We start from the raw sequence: 20,884 nt of genomic DNA on the forward strand, positions 1-20,884 counted from the left end.
AGAAAATCGAATATATACAAGAGTCAAATGTTTCATGGTTCAAATCCACTAAACATTTGAAATAAAATTAACTCAATTTTTTACCGTGAAAAAAGACGCTTCATCAGAAACGTCTTTGATAGAGGAGCAATATTTTATAGTGATAACGTGAAATAGTGATCTGGATTTATTGAATTAAAATTGCATTTTAAATTTTTTTATTTTAAATAAAATGTGGATGTTAGTTAGGGAAATCTAGCAAATCAATAATGCTTATTTTATCGATATTGTTAATTGAGATATTCTTTTTATATTTACCCCGGCTAGTATAAATTTCTAAAAAGGAAGTTTCATTTATAAAAGCTTCTACGTTATAATCAATTAAATCAATAGTAATTAAACCATATACAGCACCATAAGATTCAATGCTAATAGGAATAGTATCATTAATGATTTCTTGGGTGATTTCTTTCCTGGTTGTGGTATGAGCTACTCTATGCCTTAAGAATCGTGCAAATCTAGTTTTATCTTCACCATTCACTATACTGTGTATTGATATACTGGAAATAGAAATAGGGTTTTTAGATTTATTAGTAAAAAACATATTCAAATGTACTCTTTTTATATGAGGTAAAGATGCTTGATTGAGGACTTCCACATTCAAGTTCATTCTTTCCATATATAGAGTTCTAACTGCCATAAATATAGTAATACTTATTGATATTATAGAAATTACTAATGCTGTTATAGCCATATTTAAAATGCTCTCTTTCTTGAATTTATTGGTTACATCTTTATTTAATTAGAGGATTCTCAATCTATAACAATAAATTGATTACAAGTGTTTATTATGTCAAATAAGTTTTATATAACTTGTAATGTTAATCAAGCCTCTTTAATGTATTAATTTTGAACAACAATTTCCTTATCCAGTCTAATAACATTTACATCGTGAAGCTTTTTAATAGATTTTTCATCTTTAGGACTTAAGTTATCGAACTGTATAAATAATCTTTTTTCTGCTCTACTCATGGCTACATAAAAGATTCTTTGTTCTTCATTGTTTTCTAAATTCGGTTGTTTAAGTAGATTTATAGTATCTTTGTTTCCTATTACAAAGACATTTTCAAATTCATCCCCTTTAGCTTTATGAACTGTAATATGATTACTTATATCGTCAATAATATTCACACATATAGCCAAATCATAATACATGGTATTTTCATAAAAATCTTTAATTTTCCCTTTTCTGAATCCAGGAATTTTTACATCTAAAAAGTCACTTAAAGCATTATAGAAATCCATTAATGTCCCTTGCTTAAATTGACTATAATTATTTATTATATTTGACAGAGTATAGAGTGCATTTTTTTTAGGATTTTCATTCTCTCTATAAAGCCATTCTATTTTCTTTAGTGCTTCTTTATATTTAGTGTTTACAGCTAACTCAACAGCTTGAATTAATGAGAATATAAAATTCTTTCTTTGCCTGCTACTGTCGGTTTCCCTAAATTTTTCTAGCAATTTTTTATCAAAATTATTTCCCTCTATATTATTTTTCATTGCATTGGAAATTATATTATCCCTGGAAAGAGAGGTTATTAGTTCATTATTGCAAATACTAGTTGCTTTCAGAAAAACTTTATTCCGCTCTCCAACCAAAATTGTAACAGGAATATTTTCTTCTTCATTACAGTGTTTTTGATTGATGTCCTTCCTTATATTATTTAAAAAAGTAACTATTTGGTACGTACTTCTATGGTTTTCAAGGATAGTATGGGAATTGAGTTGATCAACCTTAAAATTTTCAAATAGGGACACCTGTGCTCCTTGAAATCCATAGATTGATTGAGCTTTATCACCAATTACACCAACTATACATTTTTCCTTTTTAATTTCATCTATAATAAAAGCCTGTACTTGACTGGTGTCTTGAAACTCATCTATAAAAAAATAAGGATACTTAGCTCGCAAAATGGTAAGGATAAATGGATATTTCTTTATTAAAATATATGAAAAGAACAAAATATCTTCATGGTCAATATGTCCATTTTTCCAGTATATTTTTTTATAGCTTAATAATTCTTTTTGTAAAATATTTAGGTTTGAATTTCTAATTCTTGTTATATTTTCACTTTTAGTATCTTTTGTTTTAGCCTTATTATGATCACAGCGAAATTCAATATTATTATTTTCATAGAAGGTTTTCATGGATAATAGCCAATTTTGTAAAGCTTTACTTTGATCAGGCATTCCCAAAAGCTGTTTTTTAGTATTAGGGTTTTTAAGCCCGTTTAAATCAGTATTCTCTAACCATTCTCGCATATAAGCATTAATTACGATTGGATCATTATGTCCTTTGAATTTTTGAATATTAAATTCATATTCTTTTGGTAGAAAGTCACAATATGGTTTAACTACGTTCTTATATAAAAAACTGTGTATTGTAGATACATCTGCTCTATTTGACACACTCTTTCCAAGTCTTTTCAGAACCGTTTCAACAGCTGTATTAGTATAGGTGATGCAAGCAATTTTCCTCGTGCGATCCAGTTTTTCAGATAGCTGTATTACATTTTTTATATGATTTACTAAAAATTCGGTTTTTCCAGCACCAGGTCCGGCTTCTACTTTAAATCCTTGATTTATATCTAGTTTTGTTTGAGCATTGATAATCATATTATTCACACACCCATTGAATAGCTTTGGCTATATAATCTGGTACTACAAAATCTTTATATTCATCTTTTCCCTTTAGTTCTAAATTATCTTTTAATGTTGCAGCAAGCTCTAAAGCATTTTCCCCTTTACCAATAGAATTTAAATATCGAGAAGCAATCAATGCTTTCTTTTTATTATCTTCTGTCCATCTTTCGTTTGCATTTTGTAAAGAAGATTTTATTCGAATATTTTCTTTAGAATCAGATAAACGATTTAATAATTCAGTTAAAGGCTTATCATCTTTATATAATTCCATTAAATCACTTAATTCTTTTTTGTTGGAGATAGAGTCTGTAAGTAATATTTCTAATGATGGATTATCAAGCACAATTTGATACTCTAATGTTTTTCCATACTTTTCAGGTTGAATAAAGGTCTTTATATTACTGTGTTTATCATCTAAATATTGATCCATTGTAGTATTCCTCGAATAGTAAAATTCTTGTAAGTTAGCTTCATATTCAAAGGGGTAACAAGCATTAAAGCTATTTTGTTTGCCTTCATCACTTTGTTTCACTTTTCTCATTGGATCTAAATCAGTAATACAAGCTATTCTACGATTAATGGTACCATCCTTATTACTATCAAATAGATGTAAGAAATGTTCAAAATATTTTCCGCCAACACTGATTACTGCGACATGATTTTTTTCTAAAGAAATTCCTAAGTATTCTGCGAATACACGTAATAATAACTGTTCGGCTATGCCTTCAACAAATATGATTTTTTCAGCAAATAACATATTTGATTTAGTAGCATCTAAGAAACGCTGCACATATTTTTTGCTTTTAGCTTCCGTAAACACTTGCCCAGGATAACTCACATTTCTTTTTCCATTATTTGTGAATAAACAAATAATATCGTCCAGTTCTGTAGCAGATGAGATATGAGTTGAATGGGATGTTATAAATATTTGTTTTACTTTTTTATTATCTATATTGTTTTTTAAGAATTTAATGAATTCGTTCTGCATAGTAGGATGTAAATGAGCTTCCGGCTCTTCAATAGCCAGTATAGGGAAGACCTTCGCATTATTACCCAAATATTTTCCGTCAGAATCCACTTGCATTTTTGCCAACAATAAAGACATAAAAATTAAATTATTATATCCAAGCCCATTATGAGTTATAGGTATTGTCATTCCAGTTTCTTGTTTAACTATTAATTGTAATACAGTATAAATTTCACTTTCAGTAATATTGCCTTCAAAATCTGGTTCTGATTTATCGTAAGATGCTCCAATTCCATCTGTATAAGATAAAATTTCTTTATTTCCACTTTCTAATCTTTGTTGAATATTTTTGATTAGTTTATGGGAATCAATAGAAAAATCATCCTTTCTTTCTCGAAGTTTCTGTTTTTGTTCTTCTTCCGTAATACTTTTGTCAGATTTTATATCATAGTCTATAAAAAAATCTATTACATTTTTTAGTAATGTATTTTTTCCACTAAACATATCTCGTTCTACATCCCGTATTGCATCTAAAAATTGAAAATCAAATTTATTTAAACTATCATTATCTACACTTATTTGATTTTCTGGGTTACCGACCCAAGTTTTATTAATATATAATCTAATAAATTTACTTTTAATTATATCCCAAATTTCATTTCTAGAACTTGCATTTTTTACAGCGGCAATATATCTGTTCTCTTCACCAATAGGAAGAAAGAATTCATATTGTATTTTGGCTTCGTATGGTTCTTGAAGTCTTGTCAACCAATTACTTACAGTTACTAATTCATCTCCCATTAAGTCTTCATCATCTGACTGTGTAAGGCAAACCGAAATTACTATTTTGGGAGAAGACGCTTTTAATTCTTCTATTGTTAATGAGTTGTTAAAGTCATCTACTGAAAGTCGCTTCCTGACTGAGTTATCAAATATTATAGATAAAGCACGTAATAGGTTAGACTTACCAGAGTTATTGTGACCAATTAGTACATTAATACCTTCATGAAAGTCAATACTATTATCATAGAAATTTCTAAAATTTTTTATTGTAACATTAGAAATATACATTTAATACCTCCATTTTCTAAAATCTAATTACTAATTACTTCCTTCTTTTGTCCTATTATCGTATAATAATAAGTAATATTCAATTAAATAAAATTATCGAATTATTTACTTCATATTTAGTGTTTATAAATGTATTTAAATCTTAGATATGGATATTATTTTTATTTGATAATTTAGATTTAATAAACCGAGGTGAAATAATGAAGAATGAAATTACAACTACAACTAAAATTAACATTAACCCTTCAGAGGTTATAACTCCCAGTGAAGATATTGTTTCTACTATCACAAACAGTTTATCAATTCCAAGGGATATACTTCCAGCTTCAGAAGATATAAACTTATCATTATCTCTTCTGCCGAGAGAATTAAATCTTATTTCTCCGAGATTAAGAGACAAATTTATTGCAAAGACTTGTGTAGCAATATCTGTAGGTCTGTTTGATGGAGCCATAGTATATATATGGAATAGTGTTATCAAAGAATTAAGATTTAGGGTACAATCATTTGGCATGGAGATGATTAAAAATGTTCTAGGTGATAAAAAAGATGATAATTTTCTTGATAAAATCACAGACGCTGAACTATTAGAGCTCTCCTATCAATTAAATATTATTTCTGAACAAGGTTTCTTTTATTTAAGCCAATGTAGAGAAATGAGAAATAATGCTTCAATTGCTCATCCCACTGAAGTTGAAATTGACGATAGGGAATTAATTACTTTTATAAGCAGATGTTGTAAATATGGTTTATCAAATGATGAAGTGATAAAAGGTATAGATATGAAGGTATTCATACATGTATTAGAAAATGAATTAACAACAATTGATAACTTATCGACTATGTCAGACTCGATAATGAATACTTTTGATTTACAACAAGAATTAATTATGAAAATTTTACATTCTAATTATGTGGATGGATCTTCATCAACTATTAAAAGAAAGAATTCACTAGAACTAGCAAAACTTCTTAGACCGATACTTACTAATAAGATTGTGACTACTTTTATTGAAAAACATAATCATTTGAGAGTAGTGGAAGATACTCCTGCGTCATCAGCTTCCAGAACATTTTTTGAAAGTATGGGATTATTAAGCAGGTTACATGATGCTGAGAAAGTTGCTATTTTTAAAAAGGCAATAACACAATTAGTTAATGCTCATTTAGGTATGAATAATTTCTATAATGAGCCAGTGTTTGCAGAAAGGTTATTTGAAATTTCAAAACAAATAACACCAATTCCTGAAATCATTATCCCAGAGTATGTTAATGTTATATTTAACTGCTATTTAGGAAATGATTATGGAGTATCTAACAACGCAATGAGTTACTATTTAGATATGCTAAAAAACTTAACTCCTAAAGGTATTGAATTTATTCTTGAATGGATTGAACAGGATGATCAATTAATTTCAAAAGCCCTAAGTGTACCTTGGAAAAGAACAAATTTATCCTCTTTAATTGAATATTATGCCGCACCATCATTATTAACCGGAAGTCAAGGGAATAAATTACAAAGTATCAGGCATAAATATTCAATATAATTCATGTTTATTTTTAAAAACACTTTGGTCAATTTAATAAAAGATATTAGGGGTTAGGCAATACTAGCATTTGGATTGATAGTATAACTAAAAAAATTATCCTTTTTTAAATCGCAAAGCTGAAATGATTTCTCATTCCAGCTTTGCGATTTATTAAAACCAGTGGCACAGTCGTGGCACACTTTATATCAATTTTCATGTTTTTATAGTTTTTTATACTTCCCGAAAACCTATCATATCAACGATATTGCACCATATTGTATTGGCGAAGTACTGAGTGGGAATAAGAATACAAACTAATTTGAAAAGAGAACGCCTATTTATAAGGATTTTTCCTAATCTAATATGGATAAAATGATTTAAATAAAGATAGTTCCCTGTCAAAATCCCGCCAAAGGAATAGGCAGGGAAGTAGAGCTACTGTATGAAAGCAGTGGCTCTTTTTTTGTTGATAAAGTCAATGAAATGGACGAATAGAAAGCATTTTATGTTTTAGTACGTAAAAATTAGAGTTAACTTGTTCATCCACCTTTCTTTTAATGACTGGACTATAAAAGGTAGCAATTGAAAAGAAATCAAAGTGTTATTTATGCTTTAATATAGAAAGTAGGCATGGTCATAAGGTTATTGAATATCATGCATGTGAGATATTTTTAAAAATTTCTAGAGAAAGGTTGAGTAGGATGAGAAAGATTGTCTTATCAATGGTCATGTCATTAGATGGATTTGTTGCAGGTGAAGAAGGGGATAGCTCTTGGCATGTGATGGATGAGGAAATGCACGATTTTATGGATGACTTTTTGGATTCTGTAGATACACTACTTTATGGAAGAGTTGCCTATGAAATGATGCTCCAGCATTGGCCTTCTGCTGAAATTGATAAAAAAAGTACGGAAAAAAATCGTTCTTTTGCTAGAAAAATGAATAAGATGAAAAAAGTTGTTTTCTCTCGAACGTTGGAAAAGGTGGAATGGAATGCAAGATTGGTTAAAGGAAATTTGGCTTTTGAAGTGGAAAAACTGAAGGACCAACCCGGCAAAAAAATAGCACTACTTGCAGGCGCAAGCATTGCACAAACCTTTATCCAACATGACTTAATTGATGAGTATCGACTTATACTGAATCCTGTTTTAATTGGAAAAGGACAACGGTTATTCAATGATGTTAATCAAAAACTTGAATTAATTGAATCACGAACGTTTCAGTGCGGGAATGTACTCTTAGTTTACAAATGAATACTCCCACCACTATCCCATTGGTCTTGCCTTTGGGACTACTTTTATTTTAGAATGATTCTGTCGGTCGAAGCAACATCTAAGCACAAGCAAACGGTTCTTTGAATGCTTTTCGAATCATTTTCATCATAATATTCCCGGCTCTATTGACATCGGCGTTCGCGATGACTCCATTCTTTGATTGATAAAGCCCACGTTTCATTCTCTTAACTGAAAATGATGGGTTCGAACCCTTTTTACCATATAAGGGCATTTCGTCCTGATCAAGGAAACCGTCAATTCACCTCCCACCTACAATTCCACTGAATGTTTGAGGATGGAGTCATCTTGGCTGAAATGATAGAAAATTACTTTTTGTGAGAACTTTTTCTTTGCCAAGGATTGCTTTTAGCATCATTCGTACTTTTTTCCTGATATTCGGGGTCAATTTGAAGCATATTTTTGAACACTAAAATAGACACCTCATTTTGAAATGCCTATCTATTCCATATTCAATTTTCACAATGGAAGTATCTATTATTGTTCTTCACTTTTCTAGGATATTTCATCGTATCAAGACTCATCCAAAAGTAGTAAATTAGTGGTAAAATGGAGTGTTTCATCCTTGAATAGCTTTTGTAAATCCAGTGTTTATACCAATAATCTGGTTTTTACACTTTATTATATAAAAAAAGGAGTAGGAGGGGAACGGCTAGGAAATTCACTCATAAGATTGTTCCCTATAATTTATGCCGTTAAATGTTCCTTTTCTCGCGCAACGTTATACGCTTAAAGCGCCAGTTTGTCGGCTATAACCATATTATTTGCCTTCATATTCGAAATTGACAATAACCAATGAATTTTAATGCTATACGTTTTAAGGTACTATTTCACCTCGTAGTACAGCTTGTATTCAATGTTATCATCTGTCCTAAACGCCATTTCAATAGAATCAATTAACTTTTCAAGGTTACATTCAACAACTGATAAATAATATATATACCTAAATAAGCACCGGCAATTAAGAAAAAGGGATTGAGGAAAATGGCATGGATATTTGTCATAAATACGGTTTTATCTTTAATAATTTGATAAATGGAGACAGAAACAATATTTCCAAAGACAAGCGTTGATACAAGGGTAATAAGATTAAAAATGAAATGCAATTTATCCCATTTTTTTCGCAGGAAGTACATTGCAAGTGGAATCAATATACTTATTAATACAAGGAAAACGTTCATAAAAACACCCCTATTTTTCCATGGTATTGTCAAAAGTTTTTAATAAAAATTAGTCAAAGCATTGATATGAAAGGGACTGTTAACAAAAAAATATCCCCCTCCTTAAATATAGGAAGTCATACAAGTTTTTTCAGTGAGACTTTACTTGGAGCCACAAGCATGATAAACTGTAAAGCCTTACGCAACAAGGATTAGCTACGTTCTTGCGTAGTAATTCATGCTTGTAGAGACTTCATGTCAAGCCTTCACATTTCTTTTAACACTACCTTCCCCAGTTTATTAGTATTACCATTTTGTTTCATATCATTCTAAATGAAATCCTTTCGTCATAAAATATACGCCTTGAGGGATGATTAATATTAAATGAAGAAAGATAGTGAGAAAATGGACATCAATCAAACATATAGGCCAGGCGAAGTTATGTATATCCTCAAGCTTAGAATGTTGCCCAAGCCCAACAAGCAGCAGTTTTTGGAAATCCAGATAACCCCAATGAATTGGCTGTTTTTTTCCGGGGAGTTCTATGGTTAAACTTTTTATTTCTCAACTTGTTTATGTGGAACCTAAAGCACTAGAATACCCACTTGGGAAAGAATTTGTATCTAAATTTGAAAAGATAGGGATTAACCAGAAAAATAACATCACATAATCAAATCCGTAATTTACCTGGTGAAAACCATTCCCAAAAATATTGTACGGCTAAATCAACTCTTGTTATCAGAATTCGAAAAACCTTAAAATTCGGTACATCTAAGCCATCAGCAGAATATACTATTCCCTTTGCAACAGGTTGTATTGGTCATTGTCATTTTGGTTATATACAAACAATGATGAGCAGCAAGCCATGTGACATATGTTAACGAGATTTTTGAGGCAGCAGAATTTTATATGGAGGAGAGGGCTCTTGAATTTACAAAATTTGAAGTCTTCTGTACATCATATATTGTTGGTATAGATCATTTAACTCTTACGCTTAAACGAGCAATTTAATATTTTGGTAATTCGAAGTATGGCAAGCATCGTTTTGTAACCAAGTTTGCGTATGTGTACCATCTTCTCGATGCCAAACATAATGGCAGGACATATTTTCGATTCAGTATCAATAATAATTTCATTATTAAGTTTATTGATCCTGGTAAATCTAGACTGAACGAGCGCGTTGAAGCAGGAGTGAAAGTCGCAGAACAGGAAGATATCAAAGATACAATTGGGGGCTATATTCATCATTATTTTCTTGAATCAAGAATTGAATATTTTACATGAACATCAATAAAAGATAGTTAATATATAACTAAGTGTTTAGCATAACTCATGGGTATCTTTTATTTAAATATGTTAATACTAGTTATCAAAAAAGGGAGTGAAAATATGCTGAAATTACAGACTGATATTGAAGGCAAAAAGGTATATTTTGGTGAAGTGCGTAATGTATTTGATGCTAATGGATTTACCTTCTGCAGTAATTTTGAATACACCCACGGAAAGTTTGATATGAATTTATGCCGAGAAGGTGGAGAAACAATTTACATAAGAGTCCCCTTTAACGTTTTGCATGGAGAACTGGATCGCCCAAATGCATATATTCAATTTGGACAACCATATGTCATCAAACATGTTGTGAATATAGGACTGGATTGGGATGAAAATTCTTTATTAACGGCAACAGGATTTAATCAATTCCAGAATCCTGTAGATAAAGATGGTAACATATTGGATAAAAGCAGATGGGAAGAAGCTGGTGAGCAAATGGTTCATCGTGTTGTTAGTTCATTGAATGACATGCAAGTTTCCTGATGTTGCTTTTACACAGTGTTATCATCATTAAATAAGGAGCGATTAAATGTGAGTCAATATAAAAAAGTATTGAGAAAATACTTAATGACAGTCATACCGGTACAATGGCAACAGTAAAAAATAACAAAACTCATTCTAGATATATGATCTTTTTGACCCGCATGCGACAAAAAATTGATCCATCCAACTAAAGGATTAGAACCTATTAACCGCAGTGTCATTTACTTGCTCTTTACCGCCGTGCCAATTCTTAGTGAATGCTGGAAGGGAACCGACCCCGCCAGCAGAGCATAGAATTGATTGTCCAGGGTACGCTATTGATGCGGATAGAGCCATAAAAGGTTTGTTTTTTGCTATCCGCTATAAATTTCACTACCAGGGACACAAACAAGTTCAAGGGGGGTGGAGTTAAGACTACACTGGGTGCACTTATGGCAGAAGCGGGTCAAAAAGATGGCACACCTGGGTCTCCTTCATGGCAATACTCAATCTAGCTAAAACCAAGTATCAATATACATTAAATGATATTCTGATATGACCCAAAAGCTTCTTGAAATTGATAATTAATACGCTCCAAATCACACATTAAAACACAACCATTGTTTTTCTTTGTTTAACACACCCCAGTTTTCCATGAGGAAAAAGCACATAATACTCAATCTTAACCTCTTATAGACTTTGATAGCATTTAATATTTTTTTATATGTTAAATATTATAGTTTGAACAATCATTATTATGCTCTTTATTACTCGTTTTTGCCGGCATTATATTTCCAATAATCTCATCACCATTCGTATTATAGGTAGAATCATTGCTGTATTACTTCATGATTTCAATTTATTCACTATCTGTTGTTTATACTATCCAAAATTAATGGAACAAAATAAAACACCCCATGATATGATACTCGAACAAGTACATTTACTGATACTTTTCTATTCAGAGAAGGTCTATCTTAGTTATGAAAACTACCCAAAATCATAAAATCCACAACAATCCCGCTCACTGGATTTTCCGAACCCAATACACTTATGCCTAGAACGGTTACACCACTAATATTTGTAACATTGGCCGAAACATATTTTCCCGTAATGTTCTTCTCACGCATTTGCACTCTTGGTCTTGCATTTATCGTAGCATTTGTTGAATATACGCTCGATACCGCATAATCAATCGTATCTAATAATGGATTTCCATCTGCTAATCCATTGTCTGTGAAATAAAGTGTAGCTATCCCATTTGCATTTGACGTAGCCTGTCCATAAACCATTCGTTTTGCTTTTTGCGGGTTTTGCTCTCCTGCCTCATATATTTGAATAGCTGTCGGACCCAATGTAAAGAATTCAATACTCATAACTAATCCCCCTCGTATTCTTTAATGGAAATTAAAAAGCATGACAGTATAATGTATTCAAACTTCCAAAAAAGTGCGGTAATCTAAACAGACCTTTTCTTATATGAGGTATTTATGATGAAAATAGATAAATTTCTTTGTGCCCTGCCAGTATCTGGCGGGCACAAAGGAGTACTTATATTCTAGGTGTCAAATGTCCCTGAGGATGTTGCTGCGAAATTAACAACTTGCAGGATAACAGTTTGGTTTGCTGGAATGGACCCTCCGCCAGCAGGAACAGCAATGTCTAATGAGCCAGTCCCTGTAGCACCTGGTGTATATGTTGATATGCCTTGCATTTGCTCAACACCGTTAATTTCCACAGTGAAATAACTATTATCTTCTGCAAGTTCTGGAAGTGTCGTTACCGCTTCACCATCATCCCCCAGGAAACTTGCAGCATCAATAGATAAGGTACTTCCTGCTGCTGTATCTTCTGTTGTGATGTAAAAGAATTTTGCGGACTCAGGATTAACATCTGTGTCAATTGTACCGCTAATAGCGATTTTCATTAATTGAAGTGCCATATTCATTTTCACCTCCATTTTATATCAACCACATTTTATTCTATGAAGAGGAGTTGGAAATGCTTGGTCAGACGAATTAGTTCGTATTGAAAGTTAACAAAATGCCCCATTAAAAAAGGCATATTTATTACATAGCCAGGTAATATTATCCTTTAACCGTGACAAACAGAAGCGTAATTGGGGCATCCTTTGGAGGGAGGTCACTGGACTCTAAGTGAAGAATACCTTCCTCGACAGTGTAAATGGACGGGGGCTGCAACACTCCATTGACAAATAAATTAAGAGTGGAAACATTGTCCGGATCAAGTATATCACTGCTTTCATATTGCTTTAATGCATCTTTATTCGTATAAACCTTTTTCCCTTCTTCGGCAAGGGTAAGGTATTGGACCGTCTCCACTCCTATGGGGGTTGGTGTATATTCAGGGGATATATTGACTGTAATGGATGGATTAAATATAGGATTAAAGGTATTTGTATTGGATGTGTTATTTTTATTTCCCTCATGAATTTTTTTGCGCTCTTTACTGCAATGATGGCAGTGGCAATTTGGACAAGAATCCCTGCCGCGTAGCTTTCTACTATGATAATAGCTTTCATTCAACGGTATTTCACCCCCTCCTACGTGAAATTTTGATGTGTTGTTTTATATCTTATTTAAAAAGAAGGTGATTTGACTGTGCAGCTGGCTGTATTTGGCAAGTAAAAATGTATGTCCCTTGCTGTCCCGAATTATTGCTGTATGAATGATTCTTTGTAACGGAAACTTTCACGGTTAAAAAAGGAGTAAATGTGAATGATGAATAAGCCGGCCAATCACCGCTTCAGTTAATATTGGATCTCCTAAAACATGATTCCATTGCCCAAATGGAAGGTTAGTAGTAATCACCAAGCTTTTATTTTCACAACACATAGAGATTACCTGAAACAATAACTCTGCACCTTCTTTAAGGAGAGGAATGTCTAATATAAGTAAATCCAGTCTATCAAGCTGTTTAATCAGCCTAGAGAGCTCGCCAGAAATAATTATAAAACATTATGCGTATTAATGGAGTAGAAATGATGAGCCACTTGCTGAAAAAATGCCAGTGAATATTCAGTTTAATCTTTCTAAGGAAACTTATGTGGATTTCAATGGAAATCAATACATTAAGATGGAATTGGTTCTTTGCCAAAAACCTGCCATAGAGAAAAATTTAGCTGAAAATAGTGATGGCAAGGGTTCTAGGTAACTCACCGACAATTGAGTGAGAATAATTCACTAGTATGATTTGAAGTGAAAACGTTAATTTGGCAGTATTTTAGGGAGACATAAAATGGAAGAAATGATTAAAAATCAATAGATTCCCCGCCAAAATCCCGCAAAAGGAATAGGCAGGGAAGTAGGGTTACTGTATAAAAGCGTGGCTCTTTTTTTGATGATAAAGTCAATGAAGTGGACGAATAGACAGCTTTTTAAGTTTTAATACGTGAAAAATTAGAGTTATTATTAAAATATCTTAACAACCTTAGGTAGAGAATGTTCTCCGCCAGAAGGTCGTTTTTTCTTTTTAAAAACCAAAATTCCATTAAAGTATTTCACCTCTTTATTCAAATATATACTTGAATGAAATTCGTGAATAAGATACTATATATTCAAATGAGTATTTGAATGAAGGTGGAGTGATTACTTTGGTTAAAAAAGATATGTGTGAAGTGTATTGTTATGACGAGGAAAAAGTCAATCGTATACAAGAAGAATTACAAAGAGAAGACTTATCTCATGTTTCTCAATTGTTCAAAGTACTTGCAGATGAAAATAGAACAAAAATTTCTTATGCCTTATGTATAGACGATGAGTTGTGTGTATGTGACATTGCGAATATCATAGGCTCTTCTGTGGCAACTGCCTCCCACCACTTGCGGACACTGCATAAACAAAAAATTGTGAAGTACCGAAAAGAAGGAAAACTTGCTTTTTATTCATTGGACGATGAACATATTAAGCAATTAATTTCGATTACATTAATCCATCAGAAAGAAGAAAAAGCAAATGTCTGAATCACTAACTAAACAAGATGTAAAAGCATATCGTGTTCAAGGATTTAGTTGTGCCGGGTGTGCAAAAACTTTTGAAAATAATGTCAAGAAAATACAAGGGGTGGAAGACGCCGAAGTTAATTTTGGAGCTTCAAAAGTATATGTAAAGGGACAAATAACCATTGAAGAGCTTGAAAAAGCAGGATCCTTTGAAAATTTAAAGGTTCGAGATGAAAAAGAACAAAAGGTAGATCATGAACCTTTTTGGAAACAAAAAGAAAATATAAAGGTTTATATTTCAGCCATATTGCTTTTGGTTAGCTGGTTTTTAGGAAAACAATTAGGAGAAGAAAATTTTTTACCAACAATCGGGTATGCACTGTCTATTTTAATTGGCGGTTACACGCTTTTTATTAAAGGGCTTAGAAATCTGAGTAGATTACAATTTGATATGAATACGCTTATGACCATTGCGATTATCGGTGCAGCTATTATTGGCGAATGGATGGAAGGTGCGACGGTTGTTATCCTGTTCGCTATCAGTGAAGCATTGGAACGCTATTCCATGGATAAAGCCCGTCAATCGATTGAATCGTTAATGGATATCGCACCAAAAGAAGCATTAATCCGTCGGGGAAATCAAGAAATGAGTATCCATGTAGATGACATTGAAATTGACGATATGATGATTGTAAAGCCTGGTCAGAAATTAGCGATGGATGGTACTGTTCTCAAAGGAACTTCCACCTTAAATCAAGCTGCTATTACAGGTGAAAGTGTTCCTGTTACGAAAACAGTAGATGATGAAGTATTTGCTGGAACATTAAATGAAGAAGGCTTACTTGAAATTAGCGTAACCAAACGAGTGGAAGATACTACACTTTCAAAAATCATTCATCTTGTAGAAGAAGCACAAGCAGAGCGTGCACCCTCTCAAGCATTTGTCGATAAATTTGCTAAATATTATACACCAGCTATTGTTATTTTAGCTATATTAATAGCTGTTATTCCTCCTTTATTTATTGGTGGAGATTGGAATACATGGGTTTATCAAGGCCTGGCTGCACTCGTAGTTGGTTGTCCTTGTGCTCTTGTCGTTTCTACTCCAGTAGCTGTAGTTACTGCCATAGGGAATGCAGCAAAAAATGGGGTATTGATTAAAGGCGGTGTCTATTTAGAAGAGACTGGAAACCTTAAAGTTATCGCTTTTGATAAAACAGGAACACTTACAAGAGGGGTTCCTACTGTCACAGATGTTGTAACGTATAGCCGAAGTGAAGACGAATTAATCACCATTACCGCAGCAATTGAAAAAGGATCACAACACCCTCTCGCTTCCGCTATTATAAGAAAGGCGGAAGAAAAAGGTTTATATTACAATGATATAGCTATGGAAGAATTTCAATCCATTACAGGAAAAGGCATTAAAGCTAAGATAAATCATGAAACATATTATGTAGGAAGTCCAAGTCTTTTTGAAGAGCTGCATAACCAAATAGAAAATGACCAAAAAGAAAAGATTACCTCTTTACAAACAGCTGGAAAAACAGTCATGGTGTTAGGAACAGAAACAGAGATTCTTGCATTCATTGCTGTCGCAGATGAAATAAGAGAATCATCTAAAGAGGTTATCAGCCAATTAAATCATCTTGGAGTCGAAACAGTCATGCTAACAGGTGATAATCAACGAACTGCACATGCGATTGGACAACAAGTTGGGGTTGTAGATGTCGAAGCTGGTTTATTGCCAGAAGATAAGTTGACCTTTATTAAAGAACTTCGAGAAAAACATCAACAAGTAGCCATGGTTGGTGATGGTGTGAATGACGCTCCAGCACTGGCTGCTTCTACGGTCGGAGTAGCTATGGGCGGTGCAGGAACTGATACAGCACTAGAAACAGCAGATATTGCTCTTATGTCAGATGAATTGAATAAGTTACCATATACCATTCAATTAAGCCGGAAAGCATTGATGATTATCAAGCAGAATATTACCTTCTCTTTAGGAATTAAAGCTGTTGCTTTACTATTAGTTGTTCCTGGTTGGTTAACCTTATGGATAGCGATATTTGCAGATATGGGAGCGACCTTGCTTGTGACATTAAACAGTTTACGATTATTGAGAATTAAGAAATGAGTTATTCCATGACATATGACGTTATCATAATCGGCGGTGGGCAAGCTGGTTTAGCTTTGGGGTTTTCATTAAAACAGAAAAACATTCCTTTCGTTATTCTTGATGAGAATGAGCAAACTGGCATGTCTTGGCGAAAACGTTATGATTCATTACGTTTATTTACTCCTGGAAGTTACAGTCAATTGCATGGGTTTCATCTGAAGGGCGACCCCAAAGGATTTCCAGATAAGAATGAAATTGCAGATTATTTAGCTGCGTTTAAAATACAGAATGAATTACCCGTTCATCGTGAGAAAGTTATCAGACTAACTCAGAATGAGAGGAAACAGTTTTTAGTCACCACTCCAAATAAAATATATACAGCTAAACAAGTAGTTATTGCTACTGGAGCTTTTCACAATCCTTGTGTTTCAAAGGTTCATGATGGGACAGCAGGTTTTGAAATTCATGCTTCCAAATATCAGAATCCATCTCAAATACCTAATGGGAATGTTTTAATCGTAGGTGCTGGTAATACAGGTGTTCAAATTGCGGCGGAATTGAGTAAGACACACCAAGTTACACTGTCACAAAGCAAACCAATGAAACGTGTTCCTTAAAATATTGCTGGGCGAAGTCTTTTTTGGTGGTTGGAAACATTCCGAATTGGTCGAGCAAAGCCATATTCCTTTGTGGGAAAAATGTTATATGTACGTATCATGTATAGTTTTAAATGTCACTATTTTACCTTGATAAAAGTAAACAGATTTAACTAACTAGAACAATATAAGGATAAAATTGAAATGCTTGATTTAATTTTCATATAAATTAGCTAGAACATGTATTTTCCGTTTCAATTCTGTTCGGATATGTAAAGGCTCTAAACATTCACATTTATCACCAAAACTTAAAAGGATATTGTAATAATAGTCATTTTCTACAAAAGGGAAAGTAACAATGTAGTACTCATCACCGTCTGGTGAAAAATCTTCATATTTACAATAATCAAGTGCTCTATCCATGATAGATTTATGAATACGAAGTTTGATTTTTGTTTGTATCGTTGCCAAAATATCAGTGAAATCCAATAGTGGTTTTTGATAATCTCGTGGCGTAAAGAAGATCTCTTCTAATTTTAGGTTTGATATACGAGCTAATTTGAACAGACGAAAATCATTTCTTTTATAACAGTAGCCTTGAAAATACCAATGATTACCCTTTAATACAATTTGACAGGCTTCAGCTTCTCGTTCCGTGCTGTTTCCATGACGGTCGGCATATTCAAACGAAAGCAGTTTGTTTTCTTGCAAAGCTATTTTTAAGATTTCTAAATAGGATTGTACATTCCTATAACCTATCCACTGACTTAAATCGATATGTATTTGATCCGTTTTTAATTGAATCTCGTCAACTCTATCCGCTGGGATAAAACTTTTTACTTTTGCAAGGGCGTTTATCAGTTCGTCACTTTGTATCATATTGGAGAGACTAGAAAGTCCTGTCAAAATAGTAGAAATATCAGCAGTAGAAAAAACCGTACTATCCATTTTGTAGTTTTTCATAATTTCAAAGCCACCTCCTACTCCCGATGTTGAGCGAACTGGAATACCTGCCATGTTGATGGCATCTATATCACGGTAGATTGTGCGTGTTGAAACTTCAAACATATTTGCTAACTCCTGTGCGCCTATCCGTTGTTTATCGAGCAGTATCATAATAATGCTAACAAGCCTGCTAACCTTCATCTGTTAACCACCTTTCAGGAAAAATATTTCTTCATTCTAGATTGTTGCCATATTGTTGTCAACAATAGATAAGTATAATAATAATCAAACAGTAAATTTATTACAATCAAATGGAGGAAAATGATGAAAATAATTTATATTTATGTACTTGATACTTTAGCAGACTGGGAACTGGGATATGTTACAGCGGAGTTGAATTCCAGGAGATTTTTCAAAGAAGATGCGAATCAAGTATTGATTAAAACAGTCAGTTACTCTAAACAACCCATCCGTACAATGGGCGGAATGACAATAGTTCCTGACTGCTTCATTGATGACATTATGGTAAGTGAAACAAACATGCTGTTATTACCAGGTGCAGATACATGGAATGATCCAAAGCATGAAACTATTCTCGTAAAAGCAAGCGAGCTGCTCACTGCAGGTGCTACAGTATGTGCAATCTGTGGAGCTACTGCGGCACTTGCAAATTTGGGAATATTAGATAATCGCCCCCATACTAGCAATGGTCCAGGATTCCTTGAAATAGTTTGTTCTGATTATAAAGGGAAAGATTTTTATATAGATCAACCATCTATTGCATCTAATAACCTTATTACTGCTGGTTCCACTGAAGCTTTGCTATGGACGAAACAAATCATTGAGTGCTTAGATGTTTTTAAATCAAACACATTAGAATCTTGGTATAACTATTTTAATACTGGCGATTCTAAATATTTCTTTGAACTTATGCAAACTTTACCGTCTAATAATAAAAATTAACCTATTTTTATGTCGAGTGAATAAATTAATGAATTTACTGCTGATGTAGAATGGTATCTTTTTTGAGTGACATGTGTTATATTATAAATAACTTAATTGTTCGTGCTAGCAATACAGGATTTATGTCATAACTTTACAATTTATATCATCGTCTTGAATTATTATCAGAACAACCAAAGTAATAAATGTGTGCATTATGCACAATGGAGGAATTTCATATGAACACAGGTTCAGTAAAATGGTTTAACGCAGATAAAGGTTTTGGATTTATCGAAGTTGAAGGTGGAGACGACGTATTCGTGCACTTCTCAGCAATTCAAGGCGAAGGTTTTAAAACATTAGAAGAAGGTCAAGCAGTTACTTTCGACATCGAAGAAGGTAACCGTGGACCACAAGCAACTAACGTTGTTAAGTAATAATTTATAATTGATAAAAAGTCTTTCTTTCATAGAAAGGCTTTTTATTTTTTACAGACCGCATGATATCAACGGTATTGCACTATATTGTATTGTCGAGATATTGAATGATAATAAAGGGCTATAAACCTTTTCTTTACAAGGATTTATAGCCTTTTATTATATTTTTATAAAAAGTGAAGTAACATGAATAGAAGCAGTACATATTGAAAATGATAAAGTCGCTCAAACGGAATCCAAGATTAGCCTATTTAGCAGCTAACAATTCAAAATCCAGCGTATACTGCTCGACGCCGTTCACAATAAGCGTAACCGAATGGATGCCTGTATAATGCTTCCTTGTGCTTAGATTTGCAAAAGAATGTTTTTTTGTGTAAGTCTTCGTTTCGTTTTTCTTTAAAGAAAGCTCGGATATTTGGAATATTTTACGGTTTCGCTTCCCGTTTGCTTTTACATAATCAATGCCATATTCCAGCCGAACCTTGGTTGCTTTTTTTGCCTCAATCTTAAAAGAAAAGACCATATTCCCGCCAATGGAAATAGACGTAGCATCTAACGTAAAGGCGTCAACATCCACGTAATCGGCATCTGCAAATCCAAAGATGGTCAATACATCCCTGTTGCCCTTTTTAAGAAGTGTCCTGCACCCGTGCTTTACAATCCAATCCGTATGCTCGTTTTGACCGTACCAATCCTTGGCAATTTCTACAACCAGGTCAGGATGTGTTTTGGAAATATCGTTTAGGTTATTGGCCACGCTTTTACGGACATACAGTGATGGATCAGCTTTAAGCTGTTCTAAAATACCAAGAACTGGCGATGGGTCTTTTTTGAAACTGATTAATGCTTGTCCCCATGGCAGTTGAGGGCGGCAACCCTCACTGGCAAGCCGCCGGACATGCTCATTGTCATGCCTGGCCCAGGCAGCCATCTGGGACATCATACGCTCTTCATGGTTTATGATAAAAGGTCTCACGGCAAATTCAGAAGAGGAGGATGAGGTATATCTTTCTAACGCAGCAATTGACAGATCCCAATGGCGTTCATCCTGCCCATAGACTTCAACAAAATCTGGTAAATACATGAAAGAAAAGTCGTTAAATCCTGCAGGATAACCCGCAATGACTTCATCAAGGATATCAAGCGCCTGTTCATAATCGGCTGGCAAATACTTTCCTAAATTTATTGCAATTTGCCGCATACGTGCTTTCAATCCTAATTCATTCCATCTTTCGTCCATAATGTCGTTGACAAAATCATCAATCTGAAACGAATGATATACAGATCGAATACTTAAAGCCAGCTCGTGAACGGACTCGTAATTATACTTGTTTTTTAGTAATTCTGCCATATGCTTCTCCTTCTCAAATGGTGTGTAGCCGAGAG

Annotated in this window: 18 protein-coding genes and 2 pseudogenes; 10 read left to right on the forward strand and 10 right to left on the reverse strand. The window is 33.3% G+C overall.

Annotated elements, in window-relative coordinates; genetic code table 11:
* Nucleotides 1-220 precede the first annotated feature (220 nt).
* From ACW0TQ_RS08655 to ACW0TQ_RS08665, 3 genes are all read right to left on the reverse strand, one after another.
* Complete coding sequence (locus tag ACW0TQ_RS08655; protein WP_455725565.1) at nt 221-733, reverse strand: hypothetical protein; 513 nt, start codon at nt 731-733, stop codon at nt 221-223.
* A gap of 149 nt (nt 734-882) precedes the next feature.
* The gene (locus ACW0TQ_RS08660) at nt 883-2,658 is read right to left on the reverse strand and encodes a UvrD-helicase domain-containing protein (protein WP_455725566.1); all 1,776 of its coding nucleotides are present in this window, start codon (nt 2,656-2,658) and stop codon (nt 883-885) included.
* Nucleotide 2,659: 1 nt separating this feature from the next.
* On the reverse strand, nt 2,660-4,723 hold the full coding sequence (locus ACW0TQ_RS08665; RefSeq protein ID WP_455725567.1) for an ATP-dependent nuclease: 2,064 nt from the start codon (nt 4,721-4,723) through the stop codon (nt 2,660-2,662).
* Between the two features lie 200 nt (nt 4,724-4,923).
* Between ACW0TQ_RS08665 and ACW0TQ_RS08670 the strand changes: the two genes are divergently transcribed.
* On the forward strand, nt 4,924-6,270 hold the full coding sequence (locus ACW0TQ_RS08670) for a hypothetical protein (RefSeq protein WP_455725568.1): 1,347 nt from the start codon (nt 4,924-4,926) through the stop codon (nt 6,268-6,270).
* 683 nt (nt 6,271-6,953) lie between these two features.
* Nucleotides 6,954-7,505 carry a dihydrofolate reductase family protein gene (locus ACW0TQ_RS08675; RefSeq protein WP_332094238.1) on the forward strand — a complete coding sequence of 184 codons (552 nt, stop codon included), beginning with the start codon at nt 6,954-6,956 and terminating at the stop codon, nt 7,503-7,505.
* Between the two features lie 935 nt (nt 7,506-8,440).
* Here the strand turns inward: ACW0TQ_RS08675 and ACW0TQ_RS08680 are convergent.
* Nucleotides 8,441-8,725 (reverse strand): transposase, encoded by a 285-nt coding sequence (locus tag ACW0TQ_RS08680; protein ID WP_193063141.1) that lies wholly within the window; start codon nt 8,723-8,725, stop codon nt 8,441-8,443.
* Between the two features lie 363 nt (nt 8,726-9,088).
* Between ACW0TQ_RS08680 and ACW0TQ_RS08685 the strand changes: the two genes are divergently transcribed.
* From ACW0TQ_RS08685 to ACW0TQ_RS08695, 3 genes and pseudogenes are all read left to right on the forward strand, one after another.
* Nucleotides 9,089-9,256: a hypothetical protein gene (locus ACW0TQ_RS08685; RefSeq protein WP_193063143.1), complete on the forward strand. Its 168-nt coding sequence runs from the start codon at nt 9,089-9,091 to the stop codon at nt 9,254-9,256.
* Nucleotides 9,249-9,910, forward strand: a pseudogene (locus ACW0TQ_RS08690) (spore photoproduct lyase family protein); the annotation flags it as partial. The gene ACW0TQ_RS08685 and the pseudogene ACW0TQ_RS08690, both read left to right, overlap by 8 nt.
* A gap of 183 nt (nt 9,911-10,093) precedes the next feature.
* Nucleotides 10,094-10,519 carry a YugN family protein gene (locus tag ACW0TQ_RS08695; RefSeq protein WP_193063145.1) on the forward strand — a complete coding sequence of 142 codons (426 nt, stop codon included), beginning with the start codon at nt 10,094-10,096 and terminating at the stop codon, nt 10,517-10,519.
* 956 nt (nt 10,520-11,475) lie between these two features.
* Here ACW0TQ_RS08695 and ACW0TQ_RS08700 read toward each other — a convergent pair.
* From ACW0TQ_RS08700 to ACW0TQ_RS08715, 4 genes and pseudogenes are all read right to left on the reverse strand, one after another.
* Nucleotides 11,476-11,874: a hypothetical protein gene (locus ACW0TQ_RS08700; RefSeq protein ID WP_256705934.1), complete on the reverse strand. Its 399-nt coding sequence runs from the start codon at nt 11,872-11,874 to the stop codon at nt 11,476-11,478.
* A gap of 182 nt (nt 11,875-12,056) precedes the next feature.
* Nucleotides 12,057-12,440 (reverse strand): DUF4183 domain-containing protein, encoded by a 384-nt coding sequence (locus tag ACW0TQ_RS08705; RefSeq protein ID WP_042536064.1) that lies wholly within the window; start codon nt 12,438-12,440, stop codon nt 12,057-12,059.
* Between the two features lie 145 nt (nt 12,441-12,585).
* A complete protein-coding gene (locus ACW0TQ_RS08710; protein WP_455725569.1) occupies nt 12,586-13,044 on the reverse strand; it encodes a DUF4183 domain-containing protein in 459 nt (152 codons plus the stop codon).
* 128 nt (nt 13,045-13,172) lie between these two features.
* A pseudogene (locus ACW0TQ_RS08715) lies at nt 13,173-13,458 on the reverse strand (ATP-binding protein); the annotation flags it as partial.
* Nucleotides 13,459-14,111: 653 nt separating this feature from the next.
* Between ACW0TQ_RS08715 and ACW0TQ_RS08720 the strand changes: the two are divergent.
* The 3 genes from ACW0TQ_RS08720 to ACW0TQ_RS08730 are packed head-to-tail and all read left to right on the forward strand — an operon-like array spanning nt 14,112 to nt 17,195.
* Nucleotides 14,112-14,480, forward strand: a complete 369-nt coding sequence (locus tag ACW0TQ_RS08720; RefSeq protein ID WP_042532685.1) for an ArsR/SmtB family transcription factor — start codon at nt 14,112-14,114, stop codon at nt 14,478-14,480.
* Nucleotides 14,473-16,596: a heavy metal translocating P-type ATPase gene (locus tag ACW0TQ_RS08725; protein ID WP_368901672.1), complete on the forward strand. Its 2,124-nt coding sequence runs from the start codon at nt 14,473-14,475 to the stop codon at nt 16,594-16,596. The genes ACW0TQ_RS08720 and ACW0TQ_RS08725 overlap by 8 nt, the downstream gene beginning before the upstream one ends.
* A gap of 8 nt (nt 16,597-16,604) precedes the next feature.
* Complete coding sequence (locus ACW0TQ_RS08730; protein ID WP_455725570.1) at nt 16,605-17,195, forward strand: NAD(P)-binding domain-containing protein; 591 nt, start codon at nt 16,605-16,607, stop codon at nt 17,193-17,195.
* A 192-nt stretch (nt 17,196-17,387) separates the two neighbouring features.
* On the opposite strand, the gene ACW0TQ_RS08735 is transcribed toward ACW0TQ_RS08730, so the two are convergent.
* Nucleotides 17,388-18,320, reverse strand: a complete 933-nt coding sequence (locus ACW0TQ_RS08735; RefSeq protein ID WP_212929579.1) for a helix-turn-helix transcriptional regulator — start codon at nt 18,318-18,320, stop codon at nt 17,388-17,390.
* A 123-nt stretch (nt 18,321-18,443) separates the two neighbouring features.
* Here ACW0TQ_RS08735 and ACW0TQ_RS08740 point away from each other — a divergent pair, with 123 nt between their 5' ends.
* A complete protein-coding gene (locus ACW0TQ_RS08740) occupies nt 18,444-19,082 on the forward strand; it encodes a type 1 glutamine amidotransferase family protein (RefSeq protein WP_256705940.1) in 639 nt (212 codons plus the stop codon).
* 218 nt (nt 19,083-19,300) lie between these two features.
* A complete protein-coding gene (locus ACW0TQ_RS08745) occupies nt 19,301-19,498 on the forward strand; it encodes a cold-shock protein (protein WP_042532689.1) in 198 nt (65 codons plus the stop codon).
* A 247-nt stretch (nt 19,499-19,745) separates the two neighbouring features.
* Here the strand turns inward: ACW0TQ_RS08745 and ACW0TQ_RS08750 are convergent, their stop codons facing one another.
* A complete protein-coding gene (locus ACW0TQ_RS08750) occupies nt 19,746-20,849 on the reverse strand; it encodes a DNA alkylation repair protein (RefSeq protein ID WP_256705941.1) in 1,104 nt (367 codons plus the stop codon).
* Nucleotides 20,850-20,884: the final 35 nt, after the last annotated feature.

This window comes from Oceanobacillus sp. M60, from assembly GCF_053839645.1.